Here is a 16,164-nt window from a genome sequence, read left to right as displayed (position 1 = left end):
ATAGTCTTTCATCGGGCGCATGTGCCCGGATGGAGGTGTTTTCATGGAGCAGCGGATATCGCTGATCACACTGGGCGTGGCGGATGCAAACGCGGCGGCGGCGTTCTACGACGCGCTGGGCTGGCGCCGGGTCGAGACCGAGGAAGGCATCATCGCCTATGACCTGCTGGGGCAGACCCTCGGGCTCTACCCGCTGGCCAAGCTGGCCGAGGATATCGGGATCGACGTGGCAAGGCTTGGGCGCGGGGCGATGACCCTGGGGTACAATGCGCGCGACCGGGCCGGTGTCGATGACGTCATGGGTCGGGTCGAGGCCGCAGGCGGCACCGTGCTCAAGCCGCCGCAAGAGGTGTTCTGGGGCGGCTATCACGGCTATTTCAACGACCCCGAGGGCCATGTCTGGGAAGTCGCGCATAACCCGTTTTCGCCCCTGCGCGACGGTGACGGTGCGTTTCGCTGGATGGGGTATTGAGGCGGCCTCAAAGCATGTGGAGCCTCGAGTCGCTGGGCCGGGTCCGGCTGTCGCGGCATTTCTACATGCGCGAGTTCCTCTATTCCGAGATCGGCAATTTCCACGCGATTCAGAACATCCCGGACCATCCCGATCTGGCCATCGCGCGCGGGCGGGCGCTGTGCGAGACGCTGCTCGATCCGTTGCAGGAGACCTTCGGGCGCATCGCCGTGCGGTCCGGGTATCGGTCCGCCGCGCTCAATCGGTTCGGCAATCGGAACCGGCTGAACTGCGCGCGCAATGACTATCCGCTGGAATGCCATATCTGGGACCGCCCCGAGGTCGCGGTGGCGGGCGCCAGCATCGTGATCCCGTGGTTCGCCGATCGCTATGACCAGGGCCGCGACTGGCGCGATCTGGCGTGGTGGCTGTATGATCATCTGCCTTTTGCAGAGGTCTGGGTCTTTCCCAAGCTCTGCGCCTTCAACATCGCGTGGCGGCCGGATCCGCAGCGGCGGATCGACAGCTATGTCGCGCCGAAAGGCACCCTGGTTCGGGCAGGCGCCGCGCCTTCCGTGCCGCCAGAGGAACGCGCGACGCGCTATGCCGATTTTCCGCCATTTCGGGGTGTTTCCCATCCGTGATGCGGGCGCATGTTAACCAAATCGAAGCGTCCTTTGTGCAGTCAGGGGCATCGAAATCGACGGGCCGGTGATTCTGCGCGGATCGGCTCGCCTAGCGGAAGGCTTGCGATGAAAGGGTTCGACAACCGTTTTGCGGATTTCCCCGACTACATCCTCGGGATCACCCGCGAGATCTGGGAGGATCGCGGTCTTGGTGCCCGGATGAAGGACTATTACCACCCCGAGGTGATCCTGCGCATGCCCGAGGGGATGTCCTTTGGCGCACCGGCCGCGACGGCGGCGGCGATGGCGACGCTGGCAGAGTTTCCCGACCGTGTCCTGCTGGGCGAAGACGTGATCTGGTCGGGCAGTCCCGAGGTCGGGATGATGTCGTCGCACCGCATCCTGTCGACGGCGGCCCATGCGCGCGACGGCCTGTTCGGCCCCGCCACCGGGCGCAGGGTGACCTATCGCGCGATTGCCGACTGCTTCGCCAAGGCCAACAGGATCAGCGACGAATGGCAGATCCGCGACACCGGCGCCGTGCTGCGGCAGCTGGGGGTCGACGTCCGGGATTGGACCCGCGCACGGATTGCCGGGCTCGATCCGGAAACCCAGCCGTGCCGGCCCTCGGTCGATGTGCAGGGGCCCTATAGTGGCCGGGGCAATGACAATCAGTGGGGCGCGGCTTTCGCGGCGCTGCTGACGCGCATCATGGAGGCCGAATTTTCGGTCATTCCGGGCCAGTATGACCGCGCGGTGCAGGCCGAATATCCCGGCGGGCAGACCGTGCATGGCATACCCGGGGTCGACGCCTTCTGGCTTGGCCTGCGATCGGCCTTTCCGTCTGCCACGTTCAAGATTCACCACCAGATCGGCATGGAGGAACCAAACATGCCGCCGCGTGCCGCGATCCGCTGGTCGCTGAGCGGCAGGCATGACGGATGGGGCCACTTTGGCGCACCGACCGGGGCGGAGGTGCATGTCATGGGGATGTCCCATGCCGAGTTCGGTCCGCGTGGGCTTCGGCGCGAATGGACGCTGTACGACGAAACCGCGATCTGGACACAGATCCTGGCGCATCAGGGGTGACGCCACGTTCCGGCCCGCAGCCCGCGATGGCTGACGATGCCAAGGCTGACTTCGGTCGACAAGGACGCGGAGCCGACCTAGCTTCTGTCCCAGTCGAAACCAACTTGAAAGGCCACCTATGCGAGGAGACACGCTTACGCTTCGTCCGGCCGAACCGTCCGATCTGGACGCCCTGGACGCGCTGTTCGGTCAATCCTATCCCATTCTGCTGAAGGCGGATTATCCGCCCTCGGTTCTTGTCACCGCCGTGCCGCTGATCTCGAAAGCGCAGCCCGCGCTGATTGCCTCGGGCAGCTTTTTCGTGGTTTGCGACGGGCCCCAGATCGTCGGGGCTGGCGGCTGGACCATGCAGGCGCCGGGTGACAGGCCCGGAACGCGCGGCATCGGTCACGTCCGTCATGTCGTGACCGATCACCGCCGCACCCGCGAAGGGATCGGCCGGGCGCTGATGGACCACACGTTGGTGCATGCCCATGCCTGCGGCATGCGCCAGCTGCATTGTCAGAGCACCCGCAGCGCGGTGCCGTTCTACGAGGCGATGGGATTCGAGGCGCAGGGCGAGATCGACGTTCCGCTGCGGCCGGGCATCAACTTTCCGGCTGTCTTCATGCAGCGGGCGCTGTGACTTGACTTGCGTCATGGCGCGATCCGGCGAAACGGGGTTGTCTGGTGGCAGCACAAGGAGGGGACCATGCTCAAGATCACCAAACCGGAACCGAACCGGGTCGATATAGACCTCTCGGGCAGGATCGGCTCGGAGGAAATGGGCCGGGCGCTCGATGACCTTCTCGAGATGTCGCAGGACGTCAACGAGGGCCGGATGCTCTATACCATCACGTCTTTCGCCTTTCCCGACATGGGCGCCATCGCCGTCGAGATGGCCCGGCTGCCCAAGATGTTCGGGCTGCTGGGCCGGTTCGACCGCTGCGCGGTTCTGTGCGACGCGGCGTGGATCAGAACGGCGGCCGAGGTCGAGGGCGCCCTGTTCCCCGGCATCGACATCAAGGCGTTCGAGCTGCACGACCGCGAACAGGCCGAGGCCTGGCTCAAGACCGGGGTTGCCTGACATCGGGCGCATGGCGGCGGGGCTGTTCCGTCGCGGCCATTCTTTGGCTGCTCCTGCCCGGTTGCTCGGGGATCTGCCGGCGGCGGCACAGGACGGCACGGTGCAGAGCAGAGGTGACGCCAGGGACATGTCCTGAAAGCTGGCGCGCGAAATCTGCCAGTGGAGGTATGCTGGGTCAGGTCAAACCGGGGGCACATGGACGACCTGAATTCCGAGCCTGCCAAGTCGGCGGTGTCCAGGGTCCCCGAGCGTGACGACAGTGCCATCGCGCTGGCGACCTTGTGTTTCGCGGGCGGGCTTGTCGGTGGTCCGTGTCAGGCCCGGTTCAGGCGGCCGCGATCAGAATCGCCAGCATCGCGATATAGGTCAGGTGATGCGCAGCCTGATCCAGCCCCAGCCAACGCCAGAACGCCCGATCGTCCTGCTCGAGGCCGCGCAGTTCCGTGCCGCGCGCCTTGATCCAGTCGATATGGTAATGCACCACGATCTCGGCCAGCACGAGCAGGACCACGACCATGGGCATCGACGGTGCGACGACGATCAGCACGAGGAGGCTCAGCCCTCCGTGCAACCCGGCATGGGCAACGCCGCCCCATCGTCCGTAATGACCCTTGGACGCGACCATCCAGGCCGATTGGTAATGAAAATCCGCGAGGTAGTGTTTGACCTGAAAGAGGGCCAGCGCCACGAGAACGGCGGCACCGCTCACACCGTGTTCTCCGACAGGGTCGACAGCCGTTCATTGGCCCGCATCAGCTTGCGCCCGGTATCGCGGCCCATGCCGTTCTCGAGCAGGATGCGGAACTCGGGGTCGCGCGCCACCATCCGCCGCAGCGTGTCTCCGGAAATCACGAAGAGCCGTGCCGGATCAAGCACCGTAACCGATGCCGACGCGACGCCGCCGGACAGAACGTTCATCTCGCCCAGCAACCCGTTGCCGACCGTGCCGATGGGCTGGCCGCCCGAGATGACCTGAACCTTTCCGTCGGCAAGGTAGTAAAGGTTCACCACCGGCTCGCCTTCCGCCAGAAGCAGGGCACCCGATTCGGCATCGACCCAGTTGCCCCGGTTGAGAAAACGCCGCGCGATCGGGGTCGGCATGTCGGGAAAGACCGTGTCGAGCAGCGCCTGTTCCTCGTCCGAAAAACGCACCCTGCGGTTGATCCACATCAGCCGGGCAATTCCGAAGATGCTGATGACCACCCAGGACATCTGGATAAGCGCCGAGGACAGGTTGAAGGCGACCGTCAGGCTCAGCAGGACCAGGCTCGCGGCGACGAGGTTGAGGATGGCATAGGCATATCCGTTGCCGCGCAGCAATCCGAGTTGCAAAAGCGCGTAGGAGCCAAGATAGAACAGCACCCCCGCCAGACCTGCGCCATTCAACAGCTGATCACTTGTGAAAATTTCCATGACCGGATCCGTCAATACAATAAAGGGTTGTAAAACAGCCGTGGTGACGAAAAGCAAAGGTTTTCTCTGATGGCCTCGGTCGGGACCGGCGGGCATGAAAAGCAGGATGAATGCTTTGCAGTTTCCCCAGGGGAAGCTATGTCAGGTTAAGCTGGAGAGGACGGTTGAAGCTTTTGTTTTTCCTCGTCCAGAGCAGAGCGGGGGACTCAGCGTGGCCAGTCAGGATCCGGATGTCGTTGCGATCCTCGCGGATGTCGGGCTCGCGCACCTTGTGGACAAATTTGCGGACGAGGATATCGATCTGGGCGTGCTGACGACGCTCGAAGACGGCGATCTGCGCGAACTGGGCCTGACACTGGGGCAGCGGCGCAAGCTTCTTGAACGGCTCAGGCCACAGCAGCGAGAGGCGGCGCTGCCGGAACCCGCGACGATGATGGCCCCGGAACCCGCCTTGCGGCGCGTTTCGGTCCTGTTCAGCGATCTGGTTGGCTTTACCGAACTTCTCGGGCGGATCGATCCCGACGAGATGCGCGATATCCTTCAGCAGTATTACGACGCCGCGCAACGCGCCGCCCAGCGTTACGGCGGTTATGTCGCGGCCCTGCAGGGGGACGGGGTCATCATCCTGTTCGGCTTTCCGGTGACGCGCGGCGTGGATGCGGATCGTGCGATCGGCGCGGCGCTGGCGCTGAATGCCGCGCTCGCGGAGATGCCGCAACGGACGATCGGCGGCGCGCGTGTGGACGTCGTTGCCAGGATCGGCATCGCCAGCGGCAAGGCGATTGTCGGCTATCCCGACCGCGACCTGAATCGCGGCCTGCAACTGATCGGAGCGCCGGTGAACCGGGCCTCGCGCCTCCAGACATTCGCCCGCCCGGGCACGATCCTGGTGGACGGCGCGACGCAGGGCCTGGCGACGCAAACCTTCGGCTTCAGGGCGCTGCCGCCCGCCGCGTTGAAAGGCTTCGCTGACAAGACCGAGATCTTCGAGGTGACGGCGGCCAGCCCGGCGCTGGCAAAGTCGCAGCCGGCGTCCGGGCCTCGCGTTCCGGGCGCGCACCGCGAGGCGGAGGAACGGCTCCTGGCGCTCTGGCAGCAGGCGCGCGAGGGCCGGCCCGTCTTCGCGCTTGTTTCGGGCGAGGCAGGGATCGGCAAGTCGAACCTTCTCGATCACCTTCTGAGCGGCCTCGAGGACGGGCAGGCGCGCATCCTGCGCATCCACTGTGATCCGCTGGCCGAACGCGTCCCGTTGCACCCCGTTGTCCAGCTGCTGGAAGGCATGCTTGGCGGCACGCTCGAGTCCGAGCCCTCGGTCCGCCGGGAGATCCTGCACCGGCTGTTTGCAGAGGCCACGCCGGCGCAGGTCGACGCGGTTGCGGAATTCCTGGGACTGGCCGGGCGGGCGCCCAGCGATCTGGCCCCGGCGCGCCTGCGCAGCCTGTTTCTCGAAACGGTGGCGCAGTTTCTTGTCGGCCCCGGACCGGAACCCTGCCTGATCGCGATCGAGGACATCCACTGGTCGGACCCGACGACGCGGGATTTGCTGGAAGCCTGCGCGCGCAAGGCCGAAGGCAGCGCGGTCATGATCCTGGCGACGTCGCGCCATGGCGACGATTCGATCTGGACCGAGGATGTGGACCGGACCCATGTCGCGCTTGCCGGGCTGGACAAGAGCACCGCGCGCGCGATCATGGACCAGCATCTGGGTGCCAGAACGCTGCCCGGTCAGGTTGCCGGAACGATCCTGAAGCGCAGCAACGGCAATCCGCTGATGCTCGAGACGCTGGCCCGCTCTGCGCGGGGCTGGAGCGATGCCATGCTCGACCAGCACACCCAGATCCCGGCCTCGATCTACGAGAGCATCGCAAGTCGTCTGGACGGGCTCCGGCGCGGCGATCGCGTGGCGGCGGCGATGGCGGTCTTCAACGAACCGACCGACACAACGACCCTTGCGGGCGTCCTGGGCGTGAGGCCCGACGATCTGGATGCGCCGATTGCCGAAATGATCGAGGCAGGCATCCTGCGCGCGGCGGGCGGGACGCATGACGATCGGCTGACGCTTCGGCACAGCCTGTTTCAGGAAGTCTGCTACGAACGCCTCGTGAAGTCCGATCGCGAGGCCCTGCACCGCGCGGTGTTCGCGGCCCTCAAGGGGGCGGCGCTCCAGTCGAACACCGACAGATCCGGGAAGCTCGCCTGGCATGCCTTCCAGGGGGGGCAGCATGAAGAGGCCGCGCCCCTGTCCTTCGCAGCCGGAGAAGCGGCGCTCAAGCGGTCGGCCCTGATCGAGGCGAACCACCATCTGGACCGGGCGCTTGCATCGCTGGATCACCTCGGGCCGAGCCCGGAGCATGATGCCCTGCGGCTCAAGGTGCTTTTCGCGAAATCCTCCGTCAGCCGGGCGCGCTTCGGAATCGCGTCTGACGCGGTCGGCGCGCTTGTCGGACAGCAACTGGACCTCGCCCGCAGTCTTGGCGACAGCCGCAGCGAGTTGATCGCGCTGTTCGCGCTTTTCGCACATGCGCTGGTCGGCGCGAATTATGACGCGGCCCGGGTCTGGGCGGCCCAGCTGTGCGACGCCGCCGAGGCCGCCGAAGACGAGACCTATCTGATGATCGGGCGGCGCTGCGCGGGGTCGGTGGCGCTGCATACCGGTGCGTTTGACGAATGCATCGCCAGCATGCGCGCGGCGCTCGCACAATATGACGAACACAGGCACGGGGCGCTGGCGCATCTGCTCGGCTACGATCATGCCGAGATCAGCGCGGTGTTCCTGTCCTTTGCGCAATGGCTGCGTGGCGATCCGGTCGGCGCGGACCAGACCAGCAGTTTTTCGGTCAGCCATTCGCGGCGGATCGAGCACGTGCATTCGCTGGCGCAGGCGTTGCTGTTCCGGGCCATGCTGATGGGGCTGGCGCAGAACGGTCCCGAAGCCATGGCCTGCGCCGTCGAGGCCGGAGACCTGGGCCGGATGCATGATCTGAGCGTGATGCGGGGCACCAGCGGCTTCATGTACGAGGCGGCAGATCTGATCTGCCGCGACCTGCCGCCGACCGCCGGCGAACTGGCATCGCTGCGCGACGGACACGAGTTGTTCCGGCAGGTCAATCCCTACAATTACCAGCCCATCACAGGCGCATTGCTGGCGCAGGCACATCTGGCCGGGAACGACCTTGACGCTGTCGAGGCGGCGCTGGATCACGCCGAGCATGTGCAGGAAAGCACGGGAGAAACGATGGTGCGTCCCGAGCTGATGCGGCTGCGGGCGCAGGTTCTGGCCGCACGCGGGGATGTGGACGCGGCCCAGGCGGGGCGTGAGGCCGCGCTGGACGTGGCCGAGGAGATGCGCGCCGACATGCTGGCGCTCCGCATCCTGTGCGACATGGTCGAAGCGATGCCATCGCAACAGGCGCAGGCGCGGTTGCAGGCCGTCCTGGACCGGATGATCTCGCATGACGAAGGCCGCGACGTCACCCGTGCGCTGTCTCTGCTGGAAGACCACGCCGCCCGGGCGCAAGCGCGCTGAGCGCACCCTCGCCAAGCAACTCCTGAAGAAGCGCGCGGGCGGTCCGCGGTCCGAACGCCGCCTCGAGCCGCGCTTTCAGGACGGACACCGGGGCAGGCGGCATCAGGAAGCCGGCCAGTTCCGCCGCGCCGATTCCGCCGAACCGTGCCGCGCTGCGCCCGCTGCGGGGCAGCCAGATCGCCTCGGTCCAGCTTATCCGGCCATCCGCGAGCATCGGCATGCGGCGCAGGGGCAGCAGCCCGAGCGGTTGCGACAGGTCCGGCATGGGCGCGGGGGTGGGCTGAACAGGGGGCCGGTTCGTGGCGGGGCCCGACCAGAACGCGGTCCGGTGCAGGGACTGGTCGGCAAGCGAACGTGCGGTCGTGTCCTGCGCCGCCATGGTCGCGTTCCGATGGCTGGTGCGGATGAAGACCCGAGCCGCGTCATCGTCGCCATCCGCATCGAGCAGGGTCGCCACGGCCGCTGCCGCCTGCGCGCCGCTGCGCAAGGCATGGACCAGCCCGTGCGACGCGATCGGATTGCGCGCCAGCGCGGCATCGCCGATCCGCAGGATGCGCCGGTCCGCGAACGGGTCCTGCACCATCTGCAACATGGCCGGCACCACGGCACCGGCACGCGCCTCCAGCGGCGGCCCGAGGCCCGCTTCGCCCAGATGCCCGGCCAGCCGTGCGGCGCGCGCGGCCGCGTCGAGCCCGGCCATGTCGGTGGCGGGCACGAACACTGCCCCCGACAGGGTTCCGTCGGGCAGGGTGCAGGCCCAGAGCCAGCCGTCGGGCAGGGCATGCAACAGCATCGTGCAGTCTGGCGTCCCGTCGAGCCGGGCGGTGAAGGCCAGCGCGATCTCGGAACCTGCCCCTGCCACGCCACGCTGGCCGGCGCGGCCACGCGCATCGACGACGAAGCGGGCCGTGATCGGTGTTCCACCGATCTCCAGGTGCACGATCTCGTCGTGCTGCCGGATATCGCGGGCACGGCCCCTGCGCAGACACTCGGGCGGGATGCTGTCGCGCAAGGCGGCATGCAGCACGGTGCGGTCCAGCAGCAGCGGTGCGTCGCCGGGGCCGAAGCTCCGGGTTTCCGGCTGTGCGCGCCAGTAAAGCCGCATCGCGCCGACATGGCCGCGCCCCGCTGCTGCCAAGGTCGGGCCAAGCCCCAGGCTATGCGCAAGGGCCAGGCCATTGGCGGGCAGGCTTTCGATGCGCGGGGCAGGCGGCTGGTCGGGGTCGATCACCGCAACGCGCCAGCCCTCGGCCAGCAGACCGCGCGCGGCCGCGACACCCGCTGGTCCCGCGCCGAGGATCGCGACGTCGAGGTCAGGCGACGCCATCGAACCAGTCGGGCCGTTCATCCATCAGGCGGGCATAGGCGGTCATCGCGAAGTGCAGCCAGCCCCGGACATAGTCGCAGGCGGGGCGACCGGCATTCAGGACCTCGTGGTGACAACCGCCGCCACACAGGCGCCGCGCCCAGCAGGTCTGGCAGGGAACCTGACGCTCGACCGCACGGTCGGCCAGCCAGTCCTTGCGCGCCGCGTGGTCGATACCGTCGCCCAGCGACCCCATGTACCCGGCCGGGTTCTTGGCGAACCGGTGGCAGGCGGCATAATCGCCCGAGGCGTCCACGGCGAGGTAATCGCGCGCCGCACCGCAGGAATGGCTGCGCGGCTGGCCCCGGTGCAGTTCGACAAGCGCAGTGGCAAGATTGGCGAAGGGGTGCGGCTTGCGGTCGAGCGTTGCCTGCATCCAGGCGGTGCCGCAGCCGATCATCGCGGCCAGAAGCGTCGCGTAATCCTCTCCATCCAGCGTGCCCTTGCCGGTCGGCGAGGTGATCATCGGGGACACGCCGACCGACGTGAACCCGAGCGCGCCAAGCGCGTCCATCGTCGACCCGAGGTCCAGATTGTCGGGTGTGGCGGTGACCCGCGCCGAGAGCGACAGGCGGTCATGATGCGCGGTCAGGTATTGCAGGCCCCGTGCCGCGCGGTCGAAACTGCCCGAGCCGCCGCGGGTCGGGCGCAATCGGTCATTGGCGGCAGCCGCACCGTCGAGGCTGACGGTCACGGCAAAGCCATGCTCGGCCATGAACGCCGCGTCCTGCTCGGTCAGCAGGGTCGCGTTGGTGGTGATCGAGAACCCGACCGAGATCGCCCGGCTGGCGGCACGGCGGCGCGCATGCAGCACGCTGTCCCGGATCAGGGCACGTGCGGCGGTCGGTTCTCCACCCATGAAGGCGATCTTGATGCTGCCCCCCGGCGGTGTGTCGTCGATCAGCGCGTCGATCGCCTTTTGCGCCACGTCCCAGGGCATCCGCGTGTCCGGGCCGCCGAACGTGCCGCCCGAGGCGTAGCAATAGACGCAGGCGAGGTTGCAGGTCTGCGCCACGTTGAGCGCCAGCGCCCGCACCGGACGTGTCAGATCGGCGGGGGGCGGCGCGATGTCATGCGCCGTCAGGCCAAGACGGCCAAGGGCGTCCGACGTGCCCGCGTCGCCGGTCATCAGCCCATCGGCAAGCTGTGCCGCCTGCGCGTCATCCAACCGGTAGAGCGCCGCCGTTTCGGCCATCAGCGCGACCTGGCCGGCCAGATGCGCGTGTTTGCTGCGCGGCCGGGCCGCCGCGATCAGGTCACTGACCATCGCCGTGGCCTTGCCATGCGGCAAAGAACGGAACGCCCACACTTTCGCCAGGTTTCCTGGCCCCGCTGGCCAGCGCCTCGGCCTCGACCTGAAAGCTGCGCATCGCGCTGCGGGCGGCCTGGATGCAGGCGTCCGCGCGGGGCATGTCATCGGCGCGTTCGGCCTGGTAGCCTTTTATCGTGTTGTCCACGATATCGGCCAGCAGGCCAAGCGCGTCGGCCACGGCGGGATCATCGGCATCGGCCAGCTTGACGTCGCGCAGGTAGATCGACGTGTCATGCTCGTAGCGCGACAGGATCAGCTTCACGTCCCGGAACTTCTGGTAGTGCTGCAAGCCGTCGCTGTCGATGCGCACCGCCAGTTCGTAAAGCCCGGCGGGATAGCCGTCGGCATTGGCGCGCAGATGATCGACCAGACCGGCATATTCGCGGTCCAGCCGATTGGCCGGGCGTTCGACCGCGATGAAATCGGCAATCGCGTCCGGCGTTGCCGGTCGCAGGCCTAGCACCCGATCTTCAAGGTCTGACGATTCCGCCGCGGCCGTCTTGCTTGCGTCGCTATGTGGCTGGACGATGGGCTTGTATTTTCCCTTGGGATAGAGCCCTGCACGGTCCAGCGTCCAGAGCACCTGGTTGACCCAGCGCATATGGGTCATTTCGCTAAGAGCCACGGAGAGCACAAGCTGCCGTGCGGCGCGCAGATCGTCGGCCAGATCGGGCCAGTCCCGGCGCTCGTCCTCGCTGATGTCTTCCGGCGCGCGCAACGAGAAGAAGGCGTAGAGATAGACCATCGACAAGGTGAATTCGAGCGGGGCAAGGTCGTCCGTCAGGGCGGTGATTACGTCCTGAAGCGAGGGGTAAGCTGCGTGCAGTGCGGTCAGCGGCGGCATCTCGGGTGTACCGTCGGTTTCGGTTCCGTGCAGCACGAAATCGAGCTCCTGCCAGCGCAGGTTGATCTCGTAGGGGTCATAACGTTCGGGCCGCGCCCGTTCCTGGGTGGACGCCGCAGCGATGTCCTGCGCCGGGCCGCGACGGCGCATCCAGTCAAGAAAGGTCACGGGCTGCGCGGCGTCCTCGGCCGCGTTGCCGTCTTCGGCCTGCGGGCCGACAACCTCTCCGAGCACCACGTCGGGGTGGTTGGAGGCCCAGTACTGGCAGGCGCAGTCGCGGAAATCATGGGTCCACGGGCTGCACATCGACGCGGTCAGTTCGCCCGCGCGATAGACGTCCGGGATCATGCCCGTGTCATCGAGGAAATGCCGTCGACGCCCATGCAGCACCACCGGGTTGCCAAGGGGCTGGCCGCTTGGCGCGCGCTGCGTCAGCTCCACGGTCAGGTCGACATCCGCCTCGACGCCGCGGATGATCCACCAGCAGGTTTCGCCCTCGTACGGCGTCATCTGCACGGCGTTCTGGAAGACGTTGAAATCGTAAAGCTCGATGCGGCTGCCGTGCTGCGCGACGGCGTGCAGGTACCAGTCGCCATCCCCCAGCGCGCCGCCTTCGGGGCCGTTCAGCTGTCGTTTCAGCGCCTTCAGCCACGGCGCGGGGTCGTCGAACAGGGGGTCGCTTTCGGCCTCGGCATTGACCAGCCGCACGCCCTGCGTGCCATCCGGGCCTGCCGGTTCCAGCCCGAGGAATTCGAAGGTCAGTCCGGGAAAGAACCGCACATCCAGCTGGCGGATGTCGAATTCGAGACCGGGGTAACAATTCCCCACCCCCGATTCCATCAGGCTCGAGACCGGGTTGCCCAGCACCGGCTGCGGATAGGGCGGACCAAGGATGGCCGCGCGGTTCAGAGGTTCGGGCGGCTTAGCCATTGTCGTGCTCCCTCTTGCCGGATGCAGCATCGGCGCGCCAGAGCGGGTCGGTTTCCAGCCTGTCGAGATAGCCCATCAGCATGTCATACTGCCGCCGCGTGATGCTGAGCGGGACCCCCATGGAATGGCGCATGAAGGGGGGCATGCGCATGTCATAGGCAATGTCCATCACGTCACGCGGATCGCGGTAGCGCGGCGGGGCCGTCTCGGAGGGCTGCCGGGGGTCTGCGCCGTCGGTCGGGTCGGCATCCCATTTGCCCACCGGCACCTCGGCCGGTTTGCGGATGCCGACGCGGGCGGGAAGATCGGCGACGCGGCCAAAGGGCGGGCGGATGATCTGCCGCACCCGGTCCGGCCGCCGGGCAAGGAATTCGCGCAGCACCGGGCTGTCGGCCATGCGGGCGTGCACCTGCTGTACGACCATCGTGTAGGGCAGCGCCTCGTGCGGGCCCGCGCTGGGCACGCGGGTGTCGCCCTGGCCAGGGGTGTAGTCCGGCGTGATCTGGGCATAAGGCGCGTCGTCTGCGCGCATGCTTTTCGGGCCGAGGCGGGGGGAAATCCCGTCATCCCAATCCGGATCATCGGGACCCGATCCGCCCAGCATCCCGGCGTTCCCGGCCAAGGCCCAGGCCCGGCGCTGATCGAGATTGACCAGGCTCGCGGTTTCGAAAATGCGCCGGAAGAGGTCGAGGATCTCGTCCGGTGTCGTGTCGATGTCGGGAACCGGGCTGGGCAGTTCGCGATCTTCCAGCTCGTCGCGGATCGAATACATCGGGCGACGATCCGGCGCGAAATCGGGCGGGCCGGCAAAGGCGCGGGCCATCGCCCTGAACTTGCGGCCACCGATGGTCAGGGAGGCCTGCAGGATCACGTCGCAGGTGTCATCGATCGTGCCCCAGCCATCCCCCGCGCCTTCGCGCGCGCCGTCATAGCTGTCTTGCGGGGTCGGCCATTTCGGCGTGCCGCCGGTGCGGAAGTTGAACCCGGACCACGGCGTGTCGGGGCTGAGAAAGCGGTTTTCGGGCCGTGTCATCGCATGGGCGGTGCCATATTCGGTGACTGCCGGTTCGAAATCCCCCGGCGTGCGCGGCGAGGCGGTGGCGATGCCGGCATCCGGCGGGCCGAACGTGTCGCCCTTGCCCGGGGTGAAGCGCAGGCGCACCTGGTCGAGCCGCGTCTGGCAGGACCAGTCGTCGCGGTTGGGCTTGAAGGTCTGGACGCTGCCCAGCGGCAGCGGCGCGTCGGGGCGCACCAAGGGCACCTGGTCGCGGGTGCGCGGGCTGATCGCGTCGAGCCGGTGCGGACGGTAGCTGTCGGCGGCGAAGACGACATGGGCAAGGGCTGCACAGGAGGCCAGCTTGGTGCGCGACTGCGCCTTGCGGTTGCCTGCATCGACGGTGAAGACCACGTCGGCAAGCGATGCGCCCCGTGCGGTCAGGAAGGTCTCGGTCACCGGCACGGACACGGTGCTGCCAGTGTCGTCCTGCACCCGCGCCCACAGCTCGAAGAACGGCGCCACGGGTTTGATGTGCCCGTGATCGTCCTTGAAGGTGATCCGTTCGGGCCTGTGCACGACCAGCCGGTGCGGCCAGTGCCCGTCGCCACGTTCGGATCTCGGGTGCAGCGACGGCGCAGGCACGATCCGGGTCTGCACGCCGCGATGCGGGTTCTCGTCGATCTCCCAGGTGTAGGCGTCCATCGGGTGCCTGGCGCCGCCGACACGGGCAATGGCCATCGGTGGATCGAGATAGACCCCGATGATCTTGCCGGACATCGGGTCGCGCCCGCACCAGGGCGCGCAGGCTGTTCCGTTGGCGCTCTTGCAGGCGCAGGTCCCGGCCGTGTGTCCTTTGTCGGTCATGAGCCCTCGCAGCGCATCAGGCCCTGCTCGAAATCGAACAGACCGGTCGGATCGTAGGTCTGCTTGTGGCGGAGCAGGCGGTCGAGATTCGTGCCGAAATAGGCGTCGCCGAAATCCTGGGTGCCGCGACGCGGATAATTCTGGTAGCGCCGCTGGAGGCCCGTGCTGTCCACGGCCATGCTGCCCGCGATCCGCCCGAAATCGTCCAGCCACCCGATCGCGGAATCGCGGGTGGCGTCGAAGGTCCAGAAGGACCAGGCGAACATGTCGAGGCTGTCGGTGCGGTGGACAAAGGCCGTCTTGTCGGGGGGAATGTCATTGATCGCGCCGCCGTAGCATTCCATCGCGATGAAGCTGGTCTTGTCCGGCGCGGCGAGGAAAAGCGTGACGATCTCGCGCCACCTGTCCGAGTCGTGATGAACAGGCAGGATGCGGCTGTCGACCAGCGGCTTGGTGTTCATCGACACCGCCGGCATGTCGATGCCCGGCGGGTGCGCCGTCTGCAAAAGGATCTCGTTGAGATGCAGGTAGCGTCCGGTCTGCCATATCTCGATCTGCGTCGCCTCGTCGGTGACATGCGCCAGAAGCGGCTGGATCGCCGCGCGGGCCTGTTCTTCGGTGCCGTCGAACACCCCGCGGATCATCAGCCCCGGTTCCTGCGCCTCGGGCTTGTCCTTGGTCGGCAGGTTCATCAGAAGCGCCTGAAGCCCGACCCCCGGGGCGCCGCCATCAGTATAGCCCGTCTGCAGATCCTGCAGAACGCGACAGGCGGTGTCGATCCCGGCCCGGCTGGTCAGGGGAAACCGCAGCCCGAAGGCGAACAGCCTGTCAAGTTCGACCAGGCGGTATTCGATCTCGGTCAGGATGCCGAACTGGTTGCCGGTGCCGCCGCGCACCGCCCAGAAAAGGTCGGTGTGCTCGTCCTCGGAGGCGCGGACGACCTTGCCGTCGGCAAGCACCATCGTGACCGCCTCGACGAGGTCGCAATTCATCCCGAAGAGCCGCGAGGTGAACCCGTAGCCGCCGCCCTGCATGTATCCCGCGACACAGACGGTTTCGCAGCCGCCGCCCGGAACGTGCAGGCCGGTGCCGTCCAGCATCAGGTTCAGCTTGCGGAAATTCGCGCCGGCCCCGACGCGGGCACGCCGCGCGTTCTTGTCGATCAGCACATGCGACAGGCCGCTGGTGTCGACCACGACCTGATCGTTGACGGAAAACCCCGCCGTCGAATGGCCGCCCGCCCGCGCGACGACCTTCAGCCCGCAATCCCGCGCAAAAGCCAACATCGCGACCACGTCGCTTTCGCAGACGCAATAGCCGATGATCTGCGGAAAGCTTTGATAGGTGTGCATGAAGCCCATGCGGGCGTCATTGTAGCCCGGCATGTCCGCATAGGTGACGGAGCCCGCGAATCTGGCCGACAACTTGGCTTTTGCCTCGTCCGAGAATGACGGAAGGCCGGTCTCGACCTTGGCGTGTCTCAACCCTGACAGGACTCGTGCTTGCCTTCGCATGTGTCGGTCCTGCCCTTGAAAAAATTAATCAAACTATGACCAACTATGGGAGAGGCGAGGAAGACCTGTCAAGTTCATCAGACAGTTTCGGGAATGCCCAACACGGATCGGCCCAAAGATCGGGCGGGTTGCAACGAGGCTGCAAGACAGGTCGGTCGGACGCCGC

The 16,164-nt window shown here is 66.9% G+C and carries 13 protein-coding genes; 6 read left to right on the top strand and 7 right to left on the bottom strand.

The window, feature by feature from the left end:
- The first annotated feature begins 43 nt into the window (after positions 1 to 43).
- The 5 genes from LCF60_RS13640 (at position 44) to LCF60_RS13620 (ending at position 3,232) form a co-directional block, all read left to right on the top strand.
- Complete coding sequence (locus LCF60_RS13640) at positions 44 to 472, top strand: VOC family protein (protein ID WP_292292467.1); 429 nt, start codon at positions 44 to 46, stop codon at positions 470 to 472.
- A 14-nt stretch (positions 473 to 486) separates the two neighbouring features.
- Positions 487 to 1,095 carry a hypothetical protein gene (locus LCF60_RS13635; RefSeq protein ID WP_292292466.1) on the top strand — a complete coding sequence of 203 codons (609 nt, stop codon included), beginning with the start codon at positions 487 to 489 and terminating at the stop codon, positions 1,093 to 1,095.
- A gap of 108 nt (positions 1,096 to 1,203) precedes the next feature.
- The gene (locus LCF60_RS13630) at positions 1,204 to 2,166 is read left to right on the top strand and encodes an ester cyclase (RefSeq protein ID WP_292292465.1); all 963 of its coding nucleotides are present in this window, start codon (positions 1,204 to 1,206) and stop codon (positions 2,164 to 2,166) included.
- A gap of 118 nt (positions 2,167 to 2,284) precedes the next feature.
- Complete coding sequence (locus LCF60_RS13625) at positions 2,285 to 2,791, top strand: GNAT family N-acetyltransferase (RefSeq protein ID WP_292292464.1); 507 nt, start codon at positions 2,285 to 2,287, stop codon at positions 2,789 to 2,791.
- A gap of 66 nt (positions 2,792 to 2,857) precedes the next feature.
- The gene (locus tag LCF60_RS13620) at positions 2,858 to 3,232 is read left to right on the top strand and encodes an STAS/SEC14 domain-containing protein (RefSeq protein ID WP_292292463.1); all 375 of its coding nucleotides are present in this window, start codon (positions 2,858 to 2,860) and stop codon (positions 3,230 to 3,232) included.
- Positions 3,233 to 3,557: 325 nt separating this feature from the next.
- Here LCF60_RS13620 and LCF60_RS13615 read toward each other — a convergent pair whose 3' ends face one another.
- Positions 3,558 to 3,941, bottom strand: coding sequence for a DUF3307 domain-containing protein (locus LCF60_RS13615; RefSeq protein WP_292292462.1), 384 nt, complete (start codon positions 3,939 to 3,941; stop codon positions 3,558 to 3,560).
- On the bottom strand, positions 3,938 to 4,645 hold the full coding sequence (locus tag LCF60_RS13610) for a cyclic nucleotide-binding domain-containing protein (RefSeq protein ID WP_292292461.1): 708 nt from the start codon (positions 4,643 to 4,645) through the stop codon (positions 3,938 to 3,940). The genes LCF60_RS13615 and LCF60_RS13610 overlap by 4 nt, the downstream gene beginning before the upstream one ends.
- A gap of 211 nt (positions 4,646 to 4,856) precedes the next feature.
- On the opposite strand from LCF60_RS13610, the gene LCF60_RS13605 reads away from it, so the two are divergent.
- Entirely contained in the window at positions 4,857 to 8,171 is a 3,315-nt protein-coding gene (locus tag LCF60_RS13605) for an AAA family ATPase (RefSeq protein WP_292292460.1), read from the top strand.
- On the opposite strand, the gene LCF60_RS13600 is transcribed toward LCF60_RS13605, so the two are convergent.
- From LCF60_RS13600 to LCF60_RS13580, 5 genes are read right to left on the bottom strand one after another with little or no spacing between them, the layout of a single operon-like run.
- Positions 8,116 to 9,498 (bottom strand): hypothetical protein, encoded by a 1,383-nt coding sequence (locus tag LCF60_RS13600; RefSeq protein ID WP_292292458.1) that lies wholly within the window; start codon positions 9,496 to 9,498, stop codon positions 8,116 to 8,118. The two genes, LCF60_RS13605 and LCF60_RS13600, sit on opposite strands and share 56 nt — an antisense overlap.
- Positions 9,485 to 10,804 (bottom strand): radical SAM protein, encoded by a 1,320-nt coding sequence (locus tag LCF60_RS13595; protein WP_292292457.1) that lies wholly within the window; start codon positions 10,802 to 10,804, stop codon positions 9,485 to 9,487. Before LCF60_RS13595 ends, LCF60_RS13600 begins: the two co-directional genes overlap by 14 nt.
- Complete coding sequence (locus LCF60_RS13590) at positions 10,794 to 12,623, bottom strand: ferritin-like domain-containing protein (RefSeq protein WP_292292456.1); 1,830 nt, start codon at positions 12,621 to 12,623, stop codon at positions 10,794 to 10,796. Before LCF60_RS13590 ends, LCF60_RS13595 begins: the two co-directional genes overlap by 11 nt.
- Positions 12,616 to 14,484, bottom strand: a complete 1,869-nt coding sequence (locus LCF60_RS13585) for a hypothetical protein (protein WP_292292455.1) — start codon at positions 14,482 to 14,484, stop codon at positions 12,616 to 12,618. The genes LCF60_RS13590 and LCF60_RS13585 overlap by 8 nt, the downstream gene beginning before the upstream one ends.
- Positions 14,481 to 15,998, bottom strand: coding sequence for an FAD-binding oxidoreductase (locus LCF60_RS13580; RefSeq protein ID WP_292292453.1), 1,518 nt, complete (start codon positions 15,996 to 15,998; stop codon positions 14,481 to 14,483). Before LCF60_RS13580 ends, LCF60_RS13585 begins: the two co-directional genes overlap by 4 nt.
- Between the last annotated feature and the right edge of the window lie 166 nt (positions 15,999 to 16,164).

The sequence above is a fragment of the Marivita sp. genome (assembly GCF_020055635.1).
Taxonomy (GTDB): Bacteria; Pseudomonadota; Alphaproteobacteria; order Rhodobacterales; family Rhodobacteraceae; genus Marivita.
Note: the sequence above shows the minus strand (reverse complement) of the source record. Positions and strands in the feature narration are given on the sequence as shown.

Bases quoted from the DNA above. Each gene is read 5' to 3' on its own strand.
- LCF60_RS13590 (WP_292292456.1), bottom strand. From the start codon at position 12,623: ATGGCTAAGCCGCCCGAACCTCTGAACCGCGCGGCCATCCTTGGTCCG.
- LCF60_RS13640 (WP_292292467.1), top strand. From the start codon at position 44: ATGGAGCAGCGGATATCGCTGATCACACTGGGCGTGGCGGATGCAAAC.
- LCF60_RS13625 (WP_292292464.1), top strand. From the start codon at position 2,285: ATGCGAGGAGACACGCTTACGCTTCGTCCGGCCGAACCGTCCGATCTG.
- LCF60_RS13580 (WP_292292453.1), bottom strand. From the start codon at position 15,998: ATGCGAAGGCAAGCACGAGTCCTGTCAGGGTTGAGACACGCCAAGGTC.
- LCF60_RS13600 (WP_292292458.1), bottom strand. From the start codon at position 9,498: ATGGCGTCGCCTGACCTCGACGTCGCGATCCTCGGCGCGGGACCAGCG.
- LCF60_RS13585 (WP_292292455.1), bottom strand. From the start codon at position 14,484: ATGACCGACAAAGGACACACGGCCGGGACCTGCGCCTGCAAGAGCGCC.
- LCF60_RS13595 (WP_292292457.1), bottom strand. From the start codon at position 10,804: ATGGTCAGTGACCTGATCGCGGCGGCCCGGCCGCGCAGCAAACACGCG.
- LCF60_RS13610 (WP_292292461.1), bottom strand. From the start codon at position 4,645: ATGGAAATTTTCACAAGTGATCAGCTGTTGAATGGCGCAGGTCTGGCG.
- LCF60_RS13635 (WP_292292466.1), top strand. From the start codon at position 487: ATGTGGAGCCTCGAGTCGCTGGGCCGGGTCCGGCTGTCGCGGCATTTC.
- LCF60_RS13620 (WP_292292463.1), top strand. From the start codon at position 2,858: ATGCTCAAGATCACCAAACCGGAACCGAACCGGGTCGATATAGACCTC.
- LCF60_RS13630 (WP_292292465.1), top strand. From the start codon at position 1,204: ATGAAAGGGTTCGACAACCGTTTTGCGGATTTCCCCGACTACATCCTC.